This is a genomic window from Mycobacterium sp. NAZ190054 (genome assembly GCF_001545925.1).
Lineage (GTDB): Bacteria > Actinomycetota > Actinomycetes > Mycobacteriales > Mycobacteriaceae > Mycobacterium.
The window spans coordinates 1-16,390 of sequence record NZ_LMVQ01000023.1 but is presented as its reverse complement, the minus strand read 5'-3'; the positions used below and the strand labels follow the sequence as shown (position 1 = coordinate 16,390).

At 64.7% G+C, this 16,390-nt stretch carries 15 protein-coding genes and 1 pseudogene; 8 read left to right on the top strand and 8 right to left on the bottom strand.

What is annotated here, in order from left to right; genetic code table 11:
• Positions 1–339: 339 nt before the first annotated feature.
• The 3 genes from ASJ79_RS02605 to ASJ79_RS02595 all read right to left on the bottom strand — a co-directional run bounded on the left by ASJ79_RS02605 (position 340) and on the right by ASJ79_RS02595 (position 2,372).
• The gene (locus tag ASJ79_RS02605; RefSeq protein ID WP_059090333.1) at positions 340–756 is read right to left on the bottom strand and encodes a hypothetical protein; all 417 of its coding nucleotides are present in this window, start codon (positions 754–756) and stop codon (positions 340–342) included.
• 333 nt (positions 757–1,089) lie between these two features.
• Entirely contained in the window at positions 1,090–2,010 is a 921-nt protein-coding gene (locus tag ASJ79_RS02600) for a M56 family metallopeptidase (RefSeq protein WP_011856857.1), read from the bottom strand.
• The gene (locus ASJ79_RS02595; protein WP_024444607.1) at positions 2,010–2,372 is read right to left on the bottom strand and encodes a BlaI/MecI/CopY family transcriptional regulator; all 363 of its coding nucleotides are present in this window, start codon (positions 2,370–2,372) and stop codon (positions 2,010–2,012) included. The genes ASJ79_RS02600 and ASJ79_RS02595 overlap by 1 nt, the downstream gene beginning before the upstream one ends.
• 338 nt (positions 2,373–2,710) lie before the next feature.
• Between ASJ79_RS02595 and ripA the strand changes: the two genes are divergently transcribed.
• The 3 genes from ripA (at position 2,711) to ASJ79_RS02580 (ending at position 6,414) form a co-directional block, all read left to right on the top strand.
• Complete coding sequence (gene ripA / locus ASJ79_RS02590) at positions 2,711–4,114, top strand: NlpC/P60 family peptidoglycan endopeptidase RipA (RefSeq protein ID WP_067952911.1); 1,404 nt, start codon at positions 2,711–2,713, stop codon at positions 4,112–4,114.
• Positions 4,115–4,483: 369 nt separating this feature from the next.
• Entirely contained in the window at positions 4,484–5,230 is a 747-nt protein-coding gene (locus tag ASJ79_RS02585; RefSeq protein WP_067952909.1) for a response regulator transcription factor, read from the top strand.
• Positions 5,227–6,414: a cell wall metabolism sensor histidine kinase WalK gene (locus tag ASJ79_RS02580; RefSeq protein ID WP_067952907.1), complete on the top strand. Its 1,188-nt coding sequence runs from the start codon at positions 5,227–5,229 to the stop codon at positions 6,412–6,414. The genes ASJ79_RS02585 and ASJ79_RS02580 overlap by 4 nt, the downstream gene beginning before the upstream one ends.
• Positions 6,415–6,427: 13 nt before the next feature.
• On the opposite strand, the gene ASJ79_RS02575 is transcribed toward ASJ79_RS02580, so the two are convergent.
• Positions 6,428–7,123, bottom strand: coding sequence for a DUF305 domain-containing protein (locus ASJ79_RS02575; protein WP_067952915.1), 696 nt, complete (start codon positions 7,121–7,123; stop codon positions 6,428–6,430).
• A gap of 236 nt (positions 7,124–7,359) precedes the next feature.
• Between ASJ79_RS02575 and ASJ79_RS02570 the strand changes: the two genes are divergently transcribed.
• On the top strand, positions 7,360–8,205 hold the full coding sequence (locus ASJ79_RS02570) for a F510_1955 family glycosylhydrolase (RefSeq protein ID WP_067952906.1): 846 nt from the start codon (positions 7,360–7,362) through the stop codon (positions 8,203–8,205).
• A 165-nt stretch (positions 8,206–8,370) separates the two neighbouring features.
• Here the strand turns inward: ASJ79_RS02570 and ripC are convergent, their stop codons facing one another.
• The 3 genes and pseudogenes from ripC to ASJ79_RS02555 all read right to left on the bottom strand — a co-directional run bounded on the left by ripC (position 8,371) and on the right by ASJ79_RS02555 (position 10,931).
• On the bottom strand, positions 8,371–9,462 hold the full coding sequence (gene ripC / locus ASJ79_RS02565) for a peptidoglycan hydrolase RipC (protein ID WP_156448257.1): 1,092 nt from the start codon (positions 9,460–9,462) through the stop codon (positions 8,371–8,373).
• A 561-nt stretch (positions 9,463–10,023) separates the two neighbouring features.
• Positions 10,024–10,593: pseudogene (locus ASJ79_RS02560) on the bottom strand (RES domain-containing protein).
• A complete protein-coding gene (locus ASJ79_RS02555) occupies positions 10,590–10,931 on the bottom strand; it encodes an antitoxin Xre/MbcA/ParS toxin-binding domain-containing protein (RefSeq protein WP_067952904.1) in 342 nt (113 codons plus the stop codon). Before ASJ79_RS02555 ends, ASJ79_RS02560 begins: the two are co-directional and overlap by 4 nt.
• An 88-nt stretch (positions 10,932–11,019) precedes the next feature.
• Here ASJ79_RS02555 and ASJ79_RS33620 point away from each other — a divergent pair, with 88 nt between their 5' ends.
• Complete coding sequence (locus ASJ79_RS33620; protein WP_231750689.1) at positions 11,020–11,736, top strand: alkyl sulfatase C-terminal domain-containing protein; 717 nt, start codon at positions 11,020–11,022, stop codon at positions 11,734–11,736.
• Positions 11,737–12,248: 512 nt separating this feature from the next.
• Here ASJ79_RS33620 and ASJ79_RS02545 read toward each other — a convergent pair.
• Positions 12,249–12,743 (bottom strand): hypothetical protein, encoded by a 495-nt coding sequence (locus tag ASJ79_RS02545; RefSeq protein ID WP_011856867.1) that lies wholly within the window; start codon positions 12,741–12,743, stop codon positions 12,249–12,251.
• A 478-nt stretch (positions 12,744–13,221) separates the two neighbouring features.
• On the opposite strand from ASJ79_RS02545, the gene ASJ79_RS02540 reads away from it, so the two are divergent.
• The 3 genes from ASJ79_RS02540 (at position 13,222) to ASJ79_RS02530 (ending at position 16,053) form a co-directional block, all read left to right on the top strand.
• Complete coding sequence (locus ASJ79_RS02540; RefSeq protein WP_216847980.1) at positions 13,222–14,268, top strand: tyrosine-type recombinase/integrase; 1,047 nt, start codon at positions 13,222–13,224, stop codon at positions 14,266–14,268.
• Positions 14,258–14,590: a helix-turn-helix transcriptional regulator gene (locus ASJ79_RS02535; protein ID WP_024449211.1), complete on the top strand. Its 333-nt coding sequence runs from the start codon at positions 14,258–14,260 to the stop codon at positions 14,588–14,590. The genes ASJ79_RS02540 and ASJ79_RS02535 overlap by 11 nt, the downstream gene beginning before the upstream one ends.
• 128 nt (positions 14,591–14,718) lie before the next feature.
• Positions 14,719–16,053, top strand: coding sequence for a hypothetical protein (locus ASJ79_RS02530; protein WP_011856875.1), 1,335 nt, complete (start codon positions 14,719–14,721; stop codon positions 16,051–16,053).
• Positions 16,054–16,390 lie beyond the last annotated feature (337 nt).

Genomic DNA, 16,390 nt, shown 5'->3' with positions numbered 1-16,390 from the left:
TCCGCGATCCGGTCCTCATACATCCGAACTGCCCGCTCACGGGTCTCTTGGTCGAACTTTTTCGGCGCAGCCACAACCACATCCTCCTGGTGCGATCACGGTCTCCACCAGATCCAGGACGGTTCAGACAGGGGTCTGGCCAACCATGGTGGCCGGCCGCTCGTTGCGGCCGCGTTGTGGCTGTGCCGATCGGGTGTGGGAAGTGCGTGCATGGCGGATTGGCAGGGCAGGATTCATCGATGAATGTCGCTTCTGTGAGGCCGCGACGAAGCGCGGCGACTGACGGCAGGTAGCGGTCACCGGCCACCGTCGAAGACGACGGGGCCTGACGCTAGCCGATCAGCGGCGCGCGATACACAGGTGGGCGAGCACGTCGCGGCCGGTGCGCAGGGCGCGGGCGTTCCGTGGTGGACCGCGGATAGGCGCCTTCGCCGCCTGGCACCACAGCAGCGGAAGCACAACCACGACGAGGCCCAACGCGAGCGCGATCAGGGAAACCGTTCCCCGCGGCAGGATCGCTTCGGCCAATGTGTCGGGCGTGCACTCGGCGTCGGGTTGGGAGACGTGGGGGTGGTCGAGCTCGACAGACATCGGCGCGCCGACCGCACTGGTGGCCAGGGTGTGCGGTCCGTGCGTAGGTGCCGCATTCACGCCGGGCAGTGCCCACTCGGCTCCGACGATGACGGTCCAGAACGCGATCAACGCCGCGACGATGGCGCGGCGGCGTTGCCCAGAGTTCGCGTCGAAGTACTTCACGATGTTGCCGACTGTAGCAGCGGATCGGCGAATTCAGGCTCGGCCCCTGAGCCGATGCCGGGTTGTGATCAGAGCGCGACCGCCGTCGCGCCGAGCCAACCGGCCGTTCCGTCGCACGATCGACTTCGCCCGATGCCCTTGCGAAAACGCCCTTTTGGAGGTTCCGCGAAGGAGATGCAATAGATCGGAGCGCTGCTTGTACCGCAGATCATCTACGGTTTTACTACGTAGATAATTTGCTCTCTATCGGCCCGCGCGCCAAGCGGTGTTTCCTTTGCTGGCGGCCTACGCGCATTGGCTCCACCTGCGCAGCGTGCGGCCGGCGTTGAGGCGCTAGTGGTGGCAGAGCACCTGGATGAGAGCGGGTGTGGCGAGCATGGCGGTGATCGCGGCTGTCAGGCAGATGCGGTGGCGCCATCGCACGTGCCGGCGTGTGGGGGTGAGCAGGCGCTGCGCTCGCGCGATGACCGCTGTTCCCGCCGCGGCGAGGCCTTCCCGCGCAGGCGGGTGTTCTCCGGCCAGAGCAGATAAACCAGCCAACAGCGGATGCGTGCCGACGCGGCGCACGGCGGTGTCGTCAGCGCACATCTCCAGCAGTTCACCCACACGATGAGGGGCAGTCGCGAAAAGCGGAAGCCGCGGCAGTGTGCCCCCCAAAGCGCGGAGCGCCATGAGGATGTGGTGGTGGCGCCCCGAGATGTGCGCGTTTTCATGCGCCAGAACCGCTTTGAGCTGTGATCGGTTCAACGACTTCATCGCCGCGGAGGTGACGATGATGGCGTTCGGGCGTCCGACCACGCAGTAGGCAGCAGGCCGGTCGGCCTCCACGACCACCACATTGGGATGGTCGGTGGGTCGGCCGACGATCCGCGCGGCACGCGCGTGCTCGTGACTTCGCGCCCGCAGCCGCGACAAGCAGCGACCGATCCGCATTACGACGAACCCTGACGTCAGGGTTCCTACCGCGATGAGAACAACAGAACCGATTCGTCCGGCCATGGGGGTGTGCTCGGAGAAGCCAAACAGCTCCAGGCACAGCGTCACGACCGCGCCCGTACGAATACTGTCCGTCGTTGCGCCGATGACCATGATCAGCGCGACGAGCCACGCCGTCAGCGTCGCGGCGACGGTGGCCAGCCAGGCGGCCACTCCCATATGGGGGCTGATGCCGTGACGGGTCATCCGCCTCAGGACCGGTGGCGCCCACCAGGCCAGCGCGCTGCCGTAGAGGAGCAGCCACAGCGCGGCGGTCATCACCGACGACCCTTGCGCAGAGCCGCCTTCAATTGAGCGGACTGCTCGGCGTTCATCTGCTCAACAAAGAAGGCCAGCACCGCATCGGTATCCCCGCCGGCGTCGAACGCGGCCTTCATCAAACGCGCGGAACGCTCCTCGCGGCTCATGGACGCCTGATACACGTACGCTTTCCCATCGCGCTGACGTTGCAACCAGCGCTTGCGGTACAGGTTGTCCATCGTCGACATCACGGTGGTGTAAGCGATCTGGCGCCGTTGAGAGATCTCGTCGAAAACCTCACGCACCGTGACAGGCTCGGCGTAATCCCACACGCAATCCATGACCACCGCTTCGAGGTCGCCGAATCCTCGCTGTTCCATTTGCGCCTCCCGCTCTCCGCGACGAGCTGGCCTCCTCGCGCCCCGAGCTCTTCAGTCCCCAATGTAGCCGCCGAGCTGGGAAAAGCCGCGATACGCCTCACCTGGACCGCATAGGGCCAGCATCTGCACTACCGGCCGCGGCGCGTGAACCTAGCGCCCGTGGCGCACAGTTGTAACCGACCTGAGACTGTGACAGACGTTCCTCCTGATACCAAAGTGATGTACGTTCCGTCTACGTACTATTGTGCTACGTACTTAGCTCGGTAGTAGGAGTGCCGCGGGTGCCTTTCGGCTTAGGTGCGCGGCTCGACAACGCTCACCCCAGCTGAGGAGATTCGATGCGGCGCCTCACTTCTTTTCTGAGTCTCTTCGCATTAATGCCGGCACTGGTGATCAGCGCCCCGGGCACCGCTGTTGCCGGGCATGACGGCAGCCCCGACCGCGACGACGTTCCCTCATTGGTTGCGGCGGTCGCCGAAGCGAACCAGCGGATGGCCGACGTCGGTAGCGACATCCAGATCAAGCAAGAGGGCGTCAACCGTGCCCTGGTCGAGGTCGCGGCCGCTCGCGACACCCTCGCGCAGGCCCGACGCGACGTTGTTGCCAGCGACCAAGCCCTTACCGACAGCCAACACGCGATCGAGGCCGCACAACAGCGCTTTGACCGCTTCGCCGCGTCGACCTATATGAACGGGCCGTCGGGTGCGTTGCCGCTGGCAAAAAGTCCCGAGGAGATCCTGGCCGGGGCCTCGACCCAGCAGACCCTCACCATCAGCTTTCAGCGGGTCCGCGACGACCTCCTGCGTCGGCAGACCGATCAGGCCAACAAGCTTTCTGCTGCGACGGCCGCGCGGGCGCGCGCCGAGAGCGCCGCCGCGGACGCCCAACGCCGGCAAGACGACGCGGTAGCCGCACTCCGGGACGCCCAGCAGACGTTTACCGCACAGCAACGCGAGGTCGAACGGCTCGCTACCGAACGCGACTCCGCTCAAGCTCGACTGGAAGCCGCCCGACCGGTGGCGGCGACAGCCGCCGCGCCCAGTGCCGCGCAACCCGGCACTGTTCCGGCATCCGGCGCTCCCTGGGACCGCGGCACCACGTCGCCGGGGGGCGCCACCAAGGGGGGCCTGTGGGACACCACGCTGCCGATGGTGCCCAGCGCTAACGTGGCCGGCGACCCGGTGGCCATCATCAATGCCGTCCTCAAGATCATGGCGACCTCGGCGCAGCTGACGGCCGACATGGGCCGCAAGTTCCTCACCAAACTCGGCATTCTGTCTCCAGTCACCGCCGCCGCAGATCCCGGCATCACCAACGGACGCATCCCCCGCCTCTACGGCCGCCAGGCCTCAGAATTCGTGATTCGCCGCGCCATGTCACAACTGGGCGTGCCTTACTCCTGGGGCGGCGGCAACGCCAACGGCCCGTCACGAGGCATCGACCAGGGCGCCAACACCGTGGGTTTCGACTGTTCGGGCCTGATGCTGTATGCCTTCGCCGGCGTCGGCATCAAACTCGACCACTACTCCGGATCGCAATACAACGCAGGCCGCAAGATCCCCTCGTCACAGATGCGACGCGGTGACCTCATCTTTTACGGCCCCAACGCCAGCCAGCACGAAGCGATGTATCTGGGCGACGGCATGATGATCGAAGCCCCCTACACCGGGTCGGTCGTCAAGATCTCGCCCGTACGCACCTCCGGCATGACGCCTTACGTCACCCGCTTGATCGAATATTGACATCGCCGCGATGCCGCGCAGGTGGACCGGTCAGTGCGCCGCGGTGCGGCCGCTGCGAATCGGCCTCCTCGGGCACGTCAGGCCGCCCCGAACGACGCGGCCAGCGAGAGGCGTTAAGTAGCGCCGTCGCGCCGGCGATCGCAGCCGCCCACAGCACCACGACCACGGCACACAGGATCAGCCACGCTTGCCACCCGAGACTGTTCGGGCACACGTCCATCAGCCAACGCATGTCAGGCCCTCCTCCGCAGTGAGCCTCACCCCACCGCAGGAGGAAAACGGTATGAGTCGTGTGAAGATCTGCTGAAGATCGAGCCGCCCGGTCAGCCATACCTGGTTACGGGCGCACCAGCAGGCACCATATGGGATATGCAGCACCACCACCTGGGCGCGCCTGAGAGCGCGAAGGGATACCGCGCGCTGGTCGTCGACGACGAACTCCCCCTGGCCGAAGTGGTAGCCAGCTATCTCGAACGCGAGCAGTTCGAAGCCGTCGTCGCCGGCAACGGTGTCGACGCAATCGCCGTCGCACGCGACCTGGATCCCGATGTCGTCATCCTTGACCTCGGCCTACCCGGCATCGACGGACTCGAGGTCTGCCGGCAATTGCGGACCTTCTCCGACGCCTACGTCGTCATGCTCACCGCCCGTGACACCGAACTGGATACCGTCCTCGGCCTCACCGTCGGCGCCGACGACTACATCACCAAACCCTTCAGTCCCCGCGAGCTGGTCGCGCGCATCCGCGCCATGCTGCGGCGACCCCGCATCCTGCAAACAGCCGCCGCACCCGCCGAGCGAGAGACAGCCCCGCCGCGCCGCTTCGGCGCACTGAGCATCAACGTCGCCGCCCGTGAGGTACATATCGACGACGAACTGATCCTGTTGACCCGCACCGAATTCGACATTCTGGAAGCCCTGTCCGCGCGGCCAGGAATCGTGCTGAGCCGCCGACAACTTCTCGAAATAATCCGCGACGAACCCTGGGTCGGCAACGAACACCTCGTCGACGTCCACATCGGACACTTACGACGCAAACTCGGCGACGACGCCGCACGCCCCCGCTACATCGCCACGGTTCGAGGTGTCGGATACCGGATGGGAACCGGACAGTGACTCCCCCACCTACGTCGACCCCTCGCCGGCGTCGACGGCCGGGCCGTCCCGGTATCGGCCTGCGACTCCTGGCGGCCCAAGCCATCGTGCTGGCGGCCGGAGCGGCGACGACCGCGGTGGTCGCTGCCGTGGTCGGCCCACCGCTGTTCCGCGAACACCTCCACCGTGCCGGTGTCCCGATGGACTCCCTGGAAGAAGTCCACGCCGAAGAGGCCTACGGCTACGCAACGGTGATCTCCATCGGAGGCGCCCTAGCGGTGTCAGCACTGGCCGCCCTCGCGGTCAGCTTCTACGGCAGTCGACGCCTCCAACGCTCCATCACCGAAGTCGCCGCCGCGGCCACCGATGTCGCTGAAGGGAACTACGACATCCGCGTGTCACCGCCGCGCCTCGGCGATGACTTCGACGCCCTCGCAACCGCATTCAACCAAATGGCCTCCCGGCTTCAAGCCGTCGATTCGACACGCCAGCAACTGTTCGGAGACCTCGCGCACGAGATCCGCACACCCGTGGCAGTACTCGAGGCCTACATCGAGGCACTCGAAGACGGCGTGCGCTCCTTGACGCCCCAGACAGCAGCCATGCTGCGCGACCAAACCCGTCGGCTGGTGCGATTCTCCGATGACGTCGCCGCGCTGGCGAAGGCCGAGGAAAGTGCGGTGTCTATGTCCTACGCCTCCCTCGACGTGGACCGCCTAACCCGCCAGTGCGTCGCAGCAGCACAAGAACGCTATGACGCCAAGGGGGTCGGACTGCACGTGCACCTCCCGCAACCGCTACCGCCGCTTTGGGCCGACGAACAACGACTGTCTCAAGTGTTGGGGAACCTGCTGGAGAATGCGCTACGGCACACACCGCCCGGCGGGTCGGTACACCTTCACTGTGTTCGTGACGGCGACCAGGTAAAAATCGCTGTCGCTGACACCGGAGAAGGGATCACCGCTGAGCACGTCACCCGAGTGTTCGAACGGTTCTACCGGGCAGACACCGCCCGCGACCGCGAGCATGGCGGCGCCGGTATCGGGCTCGCCATCGCCAAAGCGCTCATCGAAGCCCACGGCGGATCGATCTCGGTAGCCAGTGCTGGACCCGGCGCCGGCGCAACATTCACCATTGCTTTGCCCATCACCCCGATACGCAGCGAACACCACCCTGCGACGGCTGCTCAACGCGTCCCTGACTAGTGCCCACTCCGCGCTACTTGTCCAACATTCCCTGCATCGTATCGATCTCTGCTTGCTGAGAAGACACGATGTTGCGCGCCATCTCGACTGCCGCCGGGAACTGGCCGTTGTCAACTTCCTGCTGCGCCATCATGATCGCGCCCTTGTGATGCTCGATCATCTGCGTCAAAAAAAGTCGGCTAGCCTCAGCGCCCTGCGCGTTCTGCAGTGCAGCCATATCGGCTTCCGACATCATGCCCATACCGCCACCGCTCATACCCGGCATATCACCCATGTCTCCGCTGGGCATTTGATGGCCAGGCATGTCATGACCGGGCATTGCGGCGGTGCTGGGGGCCGTTGTCGACGAGGACACTCCCCAGTCCTGCAGCCAGCCCTGCATCTGTTCGATCTCAGGACCCTGAGCGTTCTTGATCTCGTTGGCCAGTGACACTACTTCAGGATCAACTCCCTGCTTGCCGAGCAGCATGTCGCTCATCTCGATCGCCTGCTGATGATGAGGGATCATGCTCTGAGCGAACGTCACATCAGCATCGTTATGGGCAGCGTCACTGCTCGCAGCACTGGGCGAAGCCGACGCCGACGCTGCTGCCGAGGTGGTGCTCGACGACGATGACTGAGACTCGTTCGTTGCATTCGAACAGCCGCTGACAAACAGGGCCGACGCCGCAAGCGCCGCAAACCCGAATCCAAAACGCTTGTGCTGCATCGCACATCCTTCCTCGAACATCTTCGTGACACCATGCGTCCACACGGCAAGCCCTTGCACCGCCGCACCCCAGCCTCAGCAATCCGAGTATGGGTCGGTTCGTGATCCGATGAAGATTTGATGAAGACGACTCCCCCGGTCTGTCACCCGCGGTCGCGCCACCCGAGGCGCAGCCACCTCACGCACCGCCCACCTACTATTGAACTACGTAGATCTCGTGACCGGAAGGTGTCCGTGTGCTGATCCGCAACCTTTTCGCCATCGCCCTGACCGGGGCTCTGGCCGCGGCCTGTTCGTCGAACGCCCCCGAAAGCCCGCCACCCGCCGTCGTGCCGGGCATGGTGCACATCCACGGCCTCGGCATCAACCCATCTGACGACAAGCTCTACGTCGCAACTCATTACGGCCTCTACACCGTTGAGCAAGATCAGGCGCCACAACGAGTCGGTGAGCTCTCGCAGGACTTCATGGGCTTTACCGTCGCCGGCCCCGACGAATTCCTGGCCAGCGGCCACCCCGACCCCGCCGACCGCCAACAACCGCCCCACCTCGGCCTGATCAAAAGCAGCGACGCCGGCCAGTCCTGGGAACCTCTGTCATTGCACGGTAGCGCCGACTTCCACGCACTCAAATACCGCCACGGACGGATCTACGGTCACGACAGCCAATCCGGCACCGTGATGGTTAGTTTTGATCAGCGGTCCTGGCAGCAGCGCGCAGAAGTGCCCGCCGTCGACCTCGCAATATCACCGGTTGCCCCGGATGAGATCCTCGCGACAGCACGCCAAGGGCTGCTCCGAAGCACCGACGGGGCGAGGACGTTCAGCGCAGTCACCGGTGCGCCGGCACTGCTGTTCATCAGCTGGCCCGACCGCGGTCCCCTGCTCGGCGCCGACCTCGAAGGACGGCTGTACACCAGCGCCGACGACGGGCAGACCTGGCAGCCGGGCCACTCGCTCAACAACAAACCCCAGGCCCTGCTCGCCGCGGGCAACGGTCAGGTCTACATCGCCACTGATTCCGCCATCTACACCTCCACCGACAACGGCGCGACCGTCAACGTCCTCACCGCTGTCGAATAGATACCCGACCGCAAAACCCCCGTCGAAGCCGTGCGAGACGGGTTTCGAGTACGCAGAACGATTGCCTGCTCAACCCTGCACATCGCTCACACCATCGACGACATCGGCGAATGGACCGAACCGCCAGGATTTCCTCTGCGATGGACCGGCCTCGCTGCGAAGCTCCTAGTACCGCCGCACGTTGTGAATCGGCGCCGACGAGATCGGCGCGACTTTCACCGGCGTTCCGTACGTCGACGCATGCACCATCAACCCGTCGCCGATGTAGATCCCCGCGTGAGACACGTCAGCATAGAAGGTCACGATGTCGCCGGGCTGAACGTCTGAAAGCGCCACCGGCTGCCCGCCCTGCGCAAGCGCCTGACTCGATCGAGGCAACGACTTGCCGTTCTGCAGAAACGCCCACTTAATCAGCCCAGAGCAGTCGAACGCATCCGGACCGGTGGCTCCCCACGAATAAGGCGACCCCACCCGTGTCAGCGCCGCCTGGACCACCGCAACACCGTTCCCCGAGGATCCACCGCCCGCCGGGCCCGGCATAGCAACGATGCTCGGATCACTCACCGGCGGAGTCGACGGCAAAGGAGGCGGCGCGGGGCCAGGGTCAGCCAAAATCGCTCGCTGATCAGGCGTCAAAGCGTCGTAGCGGGCCTGCACAGCAGCAATCTGCTCCGCCATCCGACGCTGTTTGGCCTCCAGGTCGGTCCGCACTGCCGCCGCCTCATCGGCCGCACTCCGCGCTTGGGCTGCCGACTTCGCAGACCGCTCCGCAGTTGCCGCGGCCCGCGCACTGGCCGACCGGAACGCAGCCATCTGCACAGCCAGCTCCGACGCAACCGTCTTCTGGACTGCCAGCTGATCGATCAAATTCTGAGGAGACGTCGCCGTCAACGCCGCCGCCAAGGTATCCGTGCGCCCACCCATGTAGGCAGCCGCGGCCAACCTATCGACTGCAGCCTGATACCTCACCAGATCGGCCGCCGCTGCATCCGCGGCCATGCGATCCGAAACCGCCCCCTTCTCCGCAACCTGCTGCGCTGCGAGCTTCTCGTCAAGGTCGATCTGCGCCGTGTGAATCTGCTCGGTGGTCTGCTCCGCCAGACGCGACAATTCAGTCAGTTCGGCAAGGGCATCAGCCGCCGGATCAGCGCGGACATCGGTTGCCAAAAGCGCAGCAACAACGCCGAAAGCCACCAAAATGCAGACGAGCCGCCTGCCCAACGCGCGCGGCAGGACCGCCAGCACAGATGAAGTCACAAGAGCGAAAACCTTCGGCTAAGTAGCAAGTACGTACTAGATACGTAGGTCACGGTTAGGTTACGAGGCCAGGCAGCCGCTGTCCAGCCGGATTTTCTAGGGCGCGCTCTGAACTGATGGCCCGAAACTGCGTCGGCTCAGCGGCATCCTTCGGTCCCGCTGTTCGTCACCCACGCGACGTCAAGCGCTAAGGGTATGAAGAAGGCGCAATCGACACCACCGACTCATCGCCCCTTACCAGCTACCGCCTCACGACCGCTTCCCCTAGCGTCACGACGCGCCCTCCTGGTTGAAAGCCCTATTCGGAGTCATACAGACATTCATCGTGGATAACGACTGATATCCATAGCGCGGTTGACTTGTCCCCCACGACCCGATCGAGTCGATGCGACAATATGCGGGAATCGAATATGCAGGTTTACCGGTATTAGTCTGCTTATTGCATCCGGTGAATTTGGCATCCTCGCACGGTCAGGACAACAAACATTCCCCAGCCGAGCGAGCGTCCAACAAGAACGAGCTGCAAGACGCTCCCCTGGGGCGGGGAGCAGGCCGCCGCCCCTAGTTAACGGTGCCGTGCCGCAGTTCTCCGTAGCGGGTAGGTGTCAGATCCTCGCTGTGGCTGACGTGGAGCTGACCGGGGCGGGTCCGTTGTTCGTAGGCGGTGATGACCAGGCCAATCCCCCGGCGGCAGGCACCAGTACGCCTTGCACATGCAGGAACCATGCGGCATGGCCCACCGCTTGGCACGCCGACCAGTCGTCGCCATAGATGTCGTCGTCCTCGAGCCCCACCGCTTCGCGGGCGTCAGAGGTGATGAGATCCAGGACGGCCAGGTCGGTGGCCTCGATGGTGTGCAGTCGATAGGAAGCTTCGAGCATCTTCTCCGGGGTCGTCGACGCCGCCTGCGCGGCGCGTTCTACTTCGACCATGCACGCTTGCGTGGAGTCGGCCAGATGGATCGCCGAGAAGAGTCCGGCAGGGTTTCCACCTTCCGCCGAATCTGCGCGCCCCTTCCCCCGACAATGGGTCACGGTGGGCGCCGGTGTAGCGAGCGCACGTGCCCGACCACCGGCTGGTGCCGCGCGCGTCAATGCGCTGCACCAGGTCCTCGTCGAGCGCATCGCTCACACGAAGATCCCTTCGGCCATGGCGTCGATGAGGGCCAAGACGCGCTGGTACTCGCCGTCACGCACCAGGTCGGCGGGCTTGGTGTGGGCCAGTAATCGATTCGGGGAGAACATCCAGACGTTGGCCTGGTCTCGGGGAAGCACTTCGGCCAGCGCGTCGGCGACGTAGGCCAGTTCGATGAGTCGTTGTTTGTTGAGTCGTTGTGGAACGACCTGTCCTGAGGTCCAGCGCGCCACCGAGCGCGCCGACGCGTCGATGATGTCGCCGACCTCTTCGTAGGTCAATCCCAAGCGCTCGATCGCACTCGACACGGTCGAGGCGAGCGCGTTAGCTCCCATATCGTCTGCCTGTCTTCCTTTTGTCTGCGTGTGTGTCATGCATTCTGTCATGAAACAACGCCCGAGGTCGAGAGGACGTTTTCACACGATGGGCATTCAGTTTCGGCTCGGACCCAACGACCACAAGCAGGTCGAAGATCTCCTGTCGCGTGAGCACGCTGGCACCGACGCCATCATCCTGGACACCAAAGCTGCACGTCACCAGGCCGCTGCGGCGACAGCCGCCGTGGAGGCGGGCCTGCGGGTGTACTGGGAGCCCGCCGCTGAGCGGCTTGCCGCCGAGGGCTTCGGCCTCGACAAGCTGCCGCTGTGCACCGGCCGTCCCTACGGCATCAATGCTCTTGCCGAGGATCAATCGGCACGCCGCGCTGGTAGACCTGACGGTGGAGAAGCACCCGGAGCTCGTCACCCACGTCACGGCCCCGCACTTCTACGTCACCGACGAACGCACTGCACGACTGAACGTCGATCTCGCCGAACGCACCGCCTGGCCGTCGGCAAGGACAAGCCCACCCGGGCCGTGATTACCGTTCACGCTCAACGTCAAGTTCACCAACCTCAACAAGGAGTACGGCCTCACCGTCGAGAGCGCGGTGCTGCACTACGCTCCCGAGCCGGTACCGAACGCCAACGCCAGCCTGACACTGCTAAAGCCACGCTGGACGATATTCAGCTGGGCAACATCACCCTTGACGACCCCAAGAAGCAGAACAAACTCACCATCGATGGCCAAGAAGCGTCGTTCAACGATTTCCTTGGCCTACTCGACACCTTCCCGTTCTGGTGCAACATCGTCACCCCATAGCCCGAAGCCGGCGTCGCCGTTCACCGAAGACTGACCTGAGATAAAACCGGCCCTAGCCATCGGCACCGATGGCACCTGTCCCAGATGTCGAGTCCGACACCGTGGGCCCGCACACCACATGGCGGTGAAACGCGCGATCTCCGAGGCGTGCGCCAGCCGGTCCACGATAACCTCGCCGCTCTCCTCAAGACCGGTGAACCTAACAGCCGGCCGGCACCTACGTTCACCGCGGCCCGCGTATTCGGCCACCGCACCACGCCGCACGCCCCATCAGACAGCGTCCGCGTCGACACGACCGCGACCCCGCAGCCGCGCTGCGGCGACGCATCGCTCAGTGCGCCCAGCAGGCCGGCGGGAGTGCGGGATCGCGGCCCCGCGGCAGCGTCCCCGCGACGGCATCAACTTGCGCGCTGCCCTGCGCCGTCGCAACGCCGCGCCGAGCGCCCTTCTGTCGTCGGGTTCAGGACGTAGCGCACCCTTGAGACTTCCGTCGCCGCGCCACCGCCGAACCGTCACGCTGGCGCCGCTCCGGCCGGCGGTTCGCCCGCGTCCGGGCCGACCTCCCCGTCCGCCGCCGCCTCCCCCGTTCCGGACACATTCCGACCTAGTGCCTGCGAACCGTTCCGCGATACCGGATTTGCCGCTTTCGGCGCATGCCGTGCCATCACGCGAACGATTGCGATCCCGAGGTCGTGTTTGGTGGCGATCGTCGTCAGCGTCTCACCCCGCTCACGCATCCGTTCGACGGCCGCGCCCGCCGCTTCGCGATCGTCGCCTACCCGTTTAGCTTCTTCGCGCGCCAACTGCGCGTCGGCCTGCGCGCGCAGCTCCGCGCGCCGCTGCTTCTTCCACTCGCCAATCGCGTCGAGTTTGTCGATCGCGTGAAGCAGGATCGTCGCGTCCTTGAGGTTCGCCTTCTCCCGCGCCGCAAGCTCCTCGTTGGCGCGCCGAGCCGCTTCCACAGCCCGGCGCCGGGCCTCCGCCTTGGATGTTCTCGCTGCCGTCATGGTTGAGGACCTTAGAAGTGTTCGGGCCGAGCAGGCCACCACCACAGCCACATTCGTCGCCCACGACCTTTTTCGTCCGCCCTCCTGACCGCTTCACCGTCGCCACCCTCAACCCACCGTCACCCACCCCACTCGCCAACCACCGCACCCACCGCCAGCCGCCCTCCTCACACCCCGTTTACAGCCCGCCGACAGACCACACACCTCTTGCACTAGGGCGGTGAAGGTCGCGAATCAACCTGAAGTTGACGCGTATATCTGGCGCATGGGACCAGCGCCGGATGCGCTTCATTGAACCACTTTCGTGTTCCTCCTGGTAGACGGATTTCGCTCGCAGGTGTGGTAACTTGCGGTTGTCATTGACAACTCTAAGTTGACGATAGATGGAGGTTCTCTTGTGAGCGTTCCGGGGTCGGCGCACTTGGTTCTTGCCTCGGGCGTGGTTCACCTGGACGAGGCCAGCGCAGTCTTCGAAGCGATGCTGTCTGGGTGGGGTCGTCAACAGGCGTCTCGGCTACTCGCTGCTGAGGCCACGATCGAGCCGCGGCTGGCGTTGGTGCGGCGGTTCGCAGAGTTCGCCGGGGCGCCTCCGTGGGACTGGACTGCCGGCGATGTCGAAGACTTCACGGCCGCTTTGATGTCGGGCCCGGAACGCAAAGCACCGTCGACCATTCGCGGCTATCACATGTCGTTGCGGATGTTCTGCGACTACCTACTCGATAGCCGCTACGGTTGGATCGCGCAATGCGAGAACAGGTTCGGACGGATCCCATCGCAGGTCTGTCACGACTACAACACCGCCGCGCATCTGGTCGACTACGAGGGCAAGCCCGCGCGTCGCCCGTTCACCTACGACGAACTGGAAACATTGTTCGATTTCCTCGATGATCGCGTCGATGTTCTCGCTCGGTCCAGGAACAAAGGCGCGTTCGCGGCGCTGCGCGACGCACAGATGATCAAGACGGCCTACGCCTTCGGTTTACGCCGCCGCGAGCTGTGCTATCTCGATCTCGCCGACCTGCGTCCGAACTCGCGGATGCCGGCCTGGGGCACGTTCGGCGCCGTCCACGTTCGCTACGCCAAATCACGTCGCGGCAGCTCTCCCAGGCGTCGCACCGTGCTCGCCGTTCCGGAGTTCGACTGGGTGATCGACGGACTGCGCCAATGGGTCGACCACGGCCGCCCACTCCTCAGCCCCGGGAACCGTCAAGAGCTCTGGCTGACCGAGCGTCGACGGCGCGTGGCGACCAAGACCATGGATAGGCGATTCGCCGTCGCACGGGTGCAAGCGGGACTGCCTGCCGAGCTCACCTTGCACTGCCTGCGGCACTCCTATGTCACCCATCTGATCGAGTTCGGTTATCCGGAGCGGTTCGTCACCGAACAGGTGGGGCACTCGTATGCCTCGACCACCGCGATCTATACCTCGGTGTCCGACGACTTCAAGACCAAAACACTGCAGGCGGCGCTGCGCCGCGTCTACGGATCATCCACGACGACAGGTGAAGGCGGAGATGAGCACTAGGACCGTGCTGCGGTGGAACCTGCGTCAGCTGATGGCCCAGAACGGAATGTTCGCCACCACCGACCTTGTCGCACCGCTGCACGAGCGTGGCGTGGAGATCTCCCGACAGATGGTGCACCGGATCGCGACCAAGCCCCCGCAGCGCATCAATCTCGACCTGCTCGCCGCCCTCTGCGACATCTTGTCGTGCACGCCCAACGACCTGCTCGAGCTCGTCGCCGAACAAGTCCGTGAGGCGCCCGCGGTCAACGACAGCGGACCCGGCATCGGCGACCTGCGACCCATCCGCGCCACCATCCGCCGCCCCCACGACAACCAGTGACTCAGCGGGCCTGCTGGGAGTGTGCAAGCACCATCCGGCTAACCCCACTGACGCACGGGCGTCGCATCTGTGTCGCATGCCGTCGCAGACGGCACTATCACCCCGAGAAATGCCCGCGGTGTGAGACCGTGCGGCCACTGGCGTGGCAGCTCGACGATGCCATCGTGTGCGCCTCCTGCGCCGGTGTCGCATCGATCTTCACCTGCAGCGAATGCGGCCGCGAAGAACACCCCTACGGGTTCTACCGATGCGCCCGCTGCTTCCTACGCGAGCGCCTCACCGAGCTGCTCACCGACCCGATCAGCGGCACGATTCATCACCGACTACGGCCCGTGTTCGACGAACTGATCAACGCCGACCGCCCACAGACGGTGCTCTGGTGGCTGCGAAAGAAGCCCGGTACCGGCCCGCAGCTCCTTCGCGACATGGCCTGCGGAACGCGTGAAATCAGCCACGACACCTTCAGCGATCTTCCCTCGGACCGAGCCCACGATTACTTGCGCAGCCTCCTGGTCGCGGTCGGCGTTCTGGGCCCGATCGACATCCGCGTCGAACGGATGCTGCCCTGGATCGAGGACGTTGTAGCCGAGCTTCCGGCCGAAGACGCCGCCATCGTTCGCCGATTCGCGCATTGGCATGTACTGCGCCAGATGCGCAAGGCCTCCCACGAGAACCGGCTGACGAGATCGATGACCGATGCCTGCCGTCGTCGCGTCCGCGTGGCGATTCAGTTCATGGCGTTTCTGCACACCCACGACGCCACTCCGGCGACAGCGACACAGGAGATGCTGGAGCGCTACCAGGCGCTCCACCGGAGGCCGCTCACTGCCGAGTACGCCTTCCTCGTCTGGCTACGCCAATCCCGCATCAACACCACACTGAGGGTCACCGATCCGCCACGGTCACCTCCCTCGGTAACCGTCTCGGATTCCCAGCGGTGGGCCGCCGTCGGGCGGCTGCTGCACGACGACACAATCCGCCGCAAAACCCGCATCGCGGGACTGCTCACATTGTTGTTCGCCCAACCTCTTTCGCGCATCGTCGCCCTGCGATCAAGCCAAATCTCGATCTCCGACGATCACGCCGTGCATGTCGTCTTCGCCGCCATCCCCATCCAAATGCCTCCCCTACTCGACGACCTCATCCGCGAGCATCTGGAGCAGCAATGCGAAAGCCGCTACACCCCATCCCATACGGGCTGGCTGTTCCCCGGCCGACTTCCCGGCACCCACCTGTCCACCGAGAACATCCGCACCCAGCTCGTCGCGGTCGGGGTGAAACCCTACGAACATCGCAAAGCCGCCCTCTTCCAGCTCGCCAGCGACATGCCCGCACCCGTGCTGGCCGAACTGCTCGCGATCACCACCAAGAACGCAGCCGCCTGGGCCAAACTCGCCGCCCGCGACTGGACCGATTACGTCACCGAACGCGGCAGATCAATGCCGCATCGAAGGCGGAGCTAACTCGCAACAGCGATGTCGTAACCACTCCATGCCGCCGAGGCCACGATTCGCCTGCTCTCGTCAAAGTTGTTCTTTGTCAATCCTCCTCGCCACAAGTCAAGCAATCGAGAAACGGGTTCAAGCAGTTGCGCGCCCTCAAGCGTCTGAGACGCCGAACCGCGGGTGACCTGCACTTCGGGTAGCTCACTACCCTGCTGCGAGTCTCCGCACCTGGGACTGTCAGATAAACGGTGGATCTGACTTGGCATCGGTTAGTTGCCAGTCGGAGTGATCCGGCCGTTGAAGGTGATCGCGAACGCGTTCAATGCGGGCTTCCACCTCACTGCCCATCGTGCCT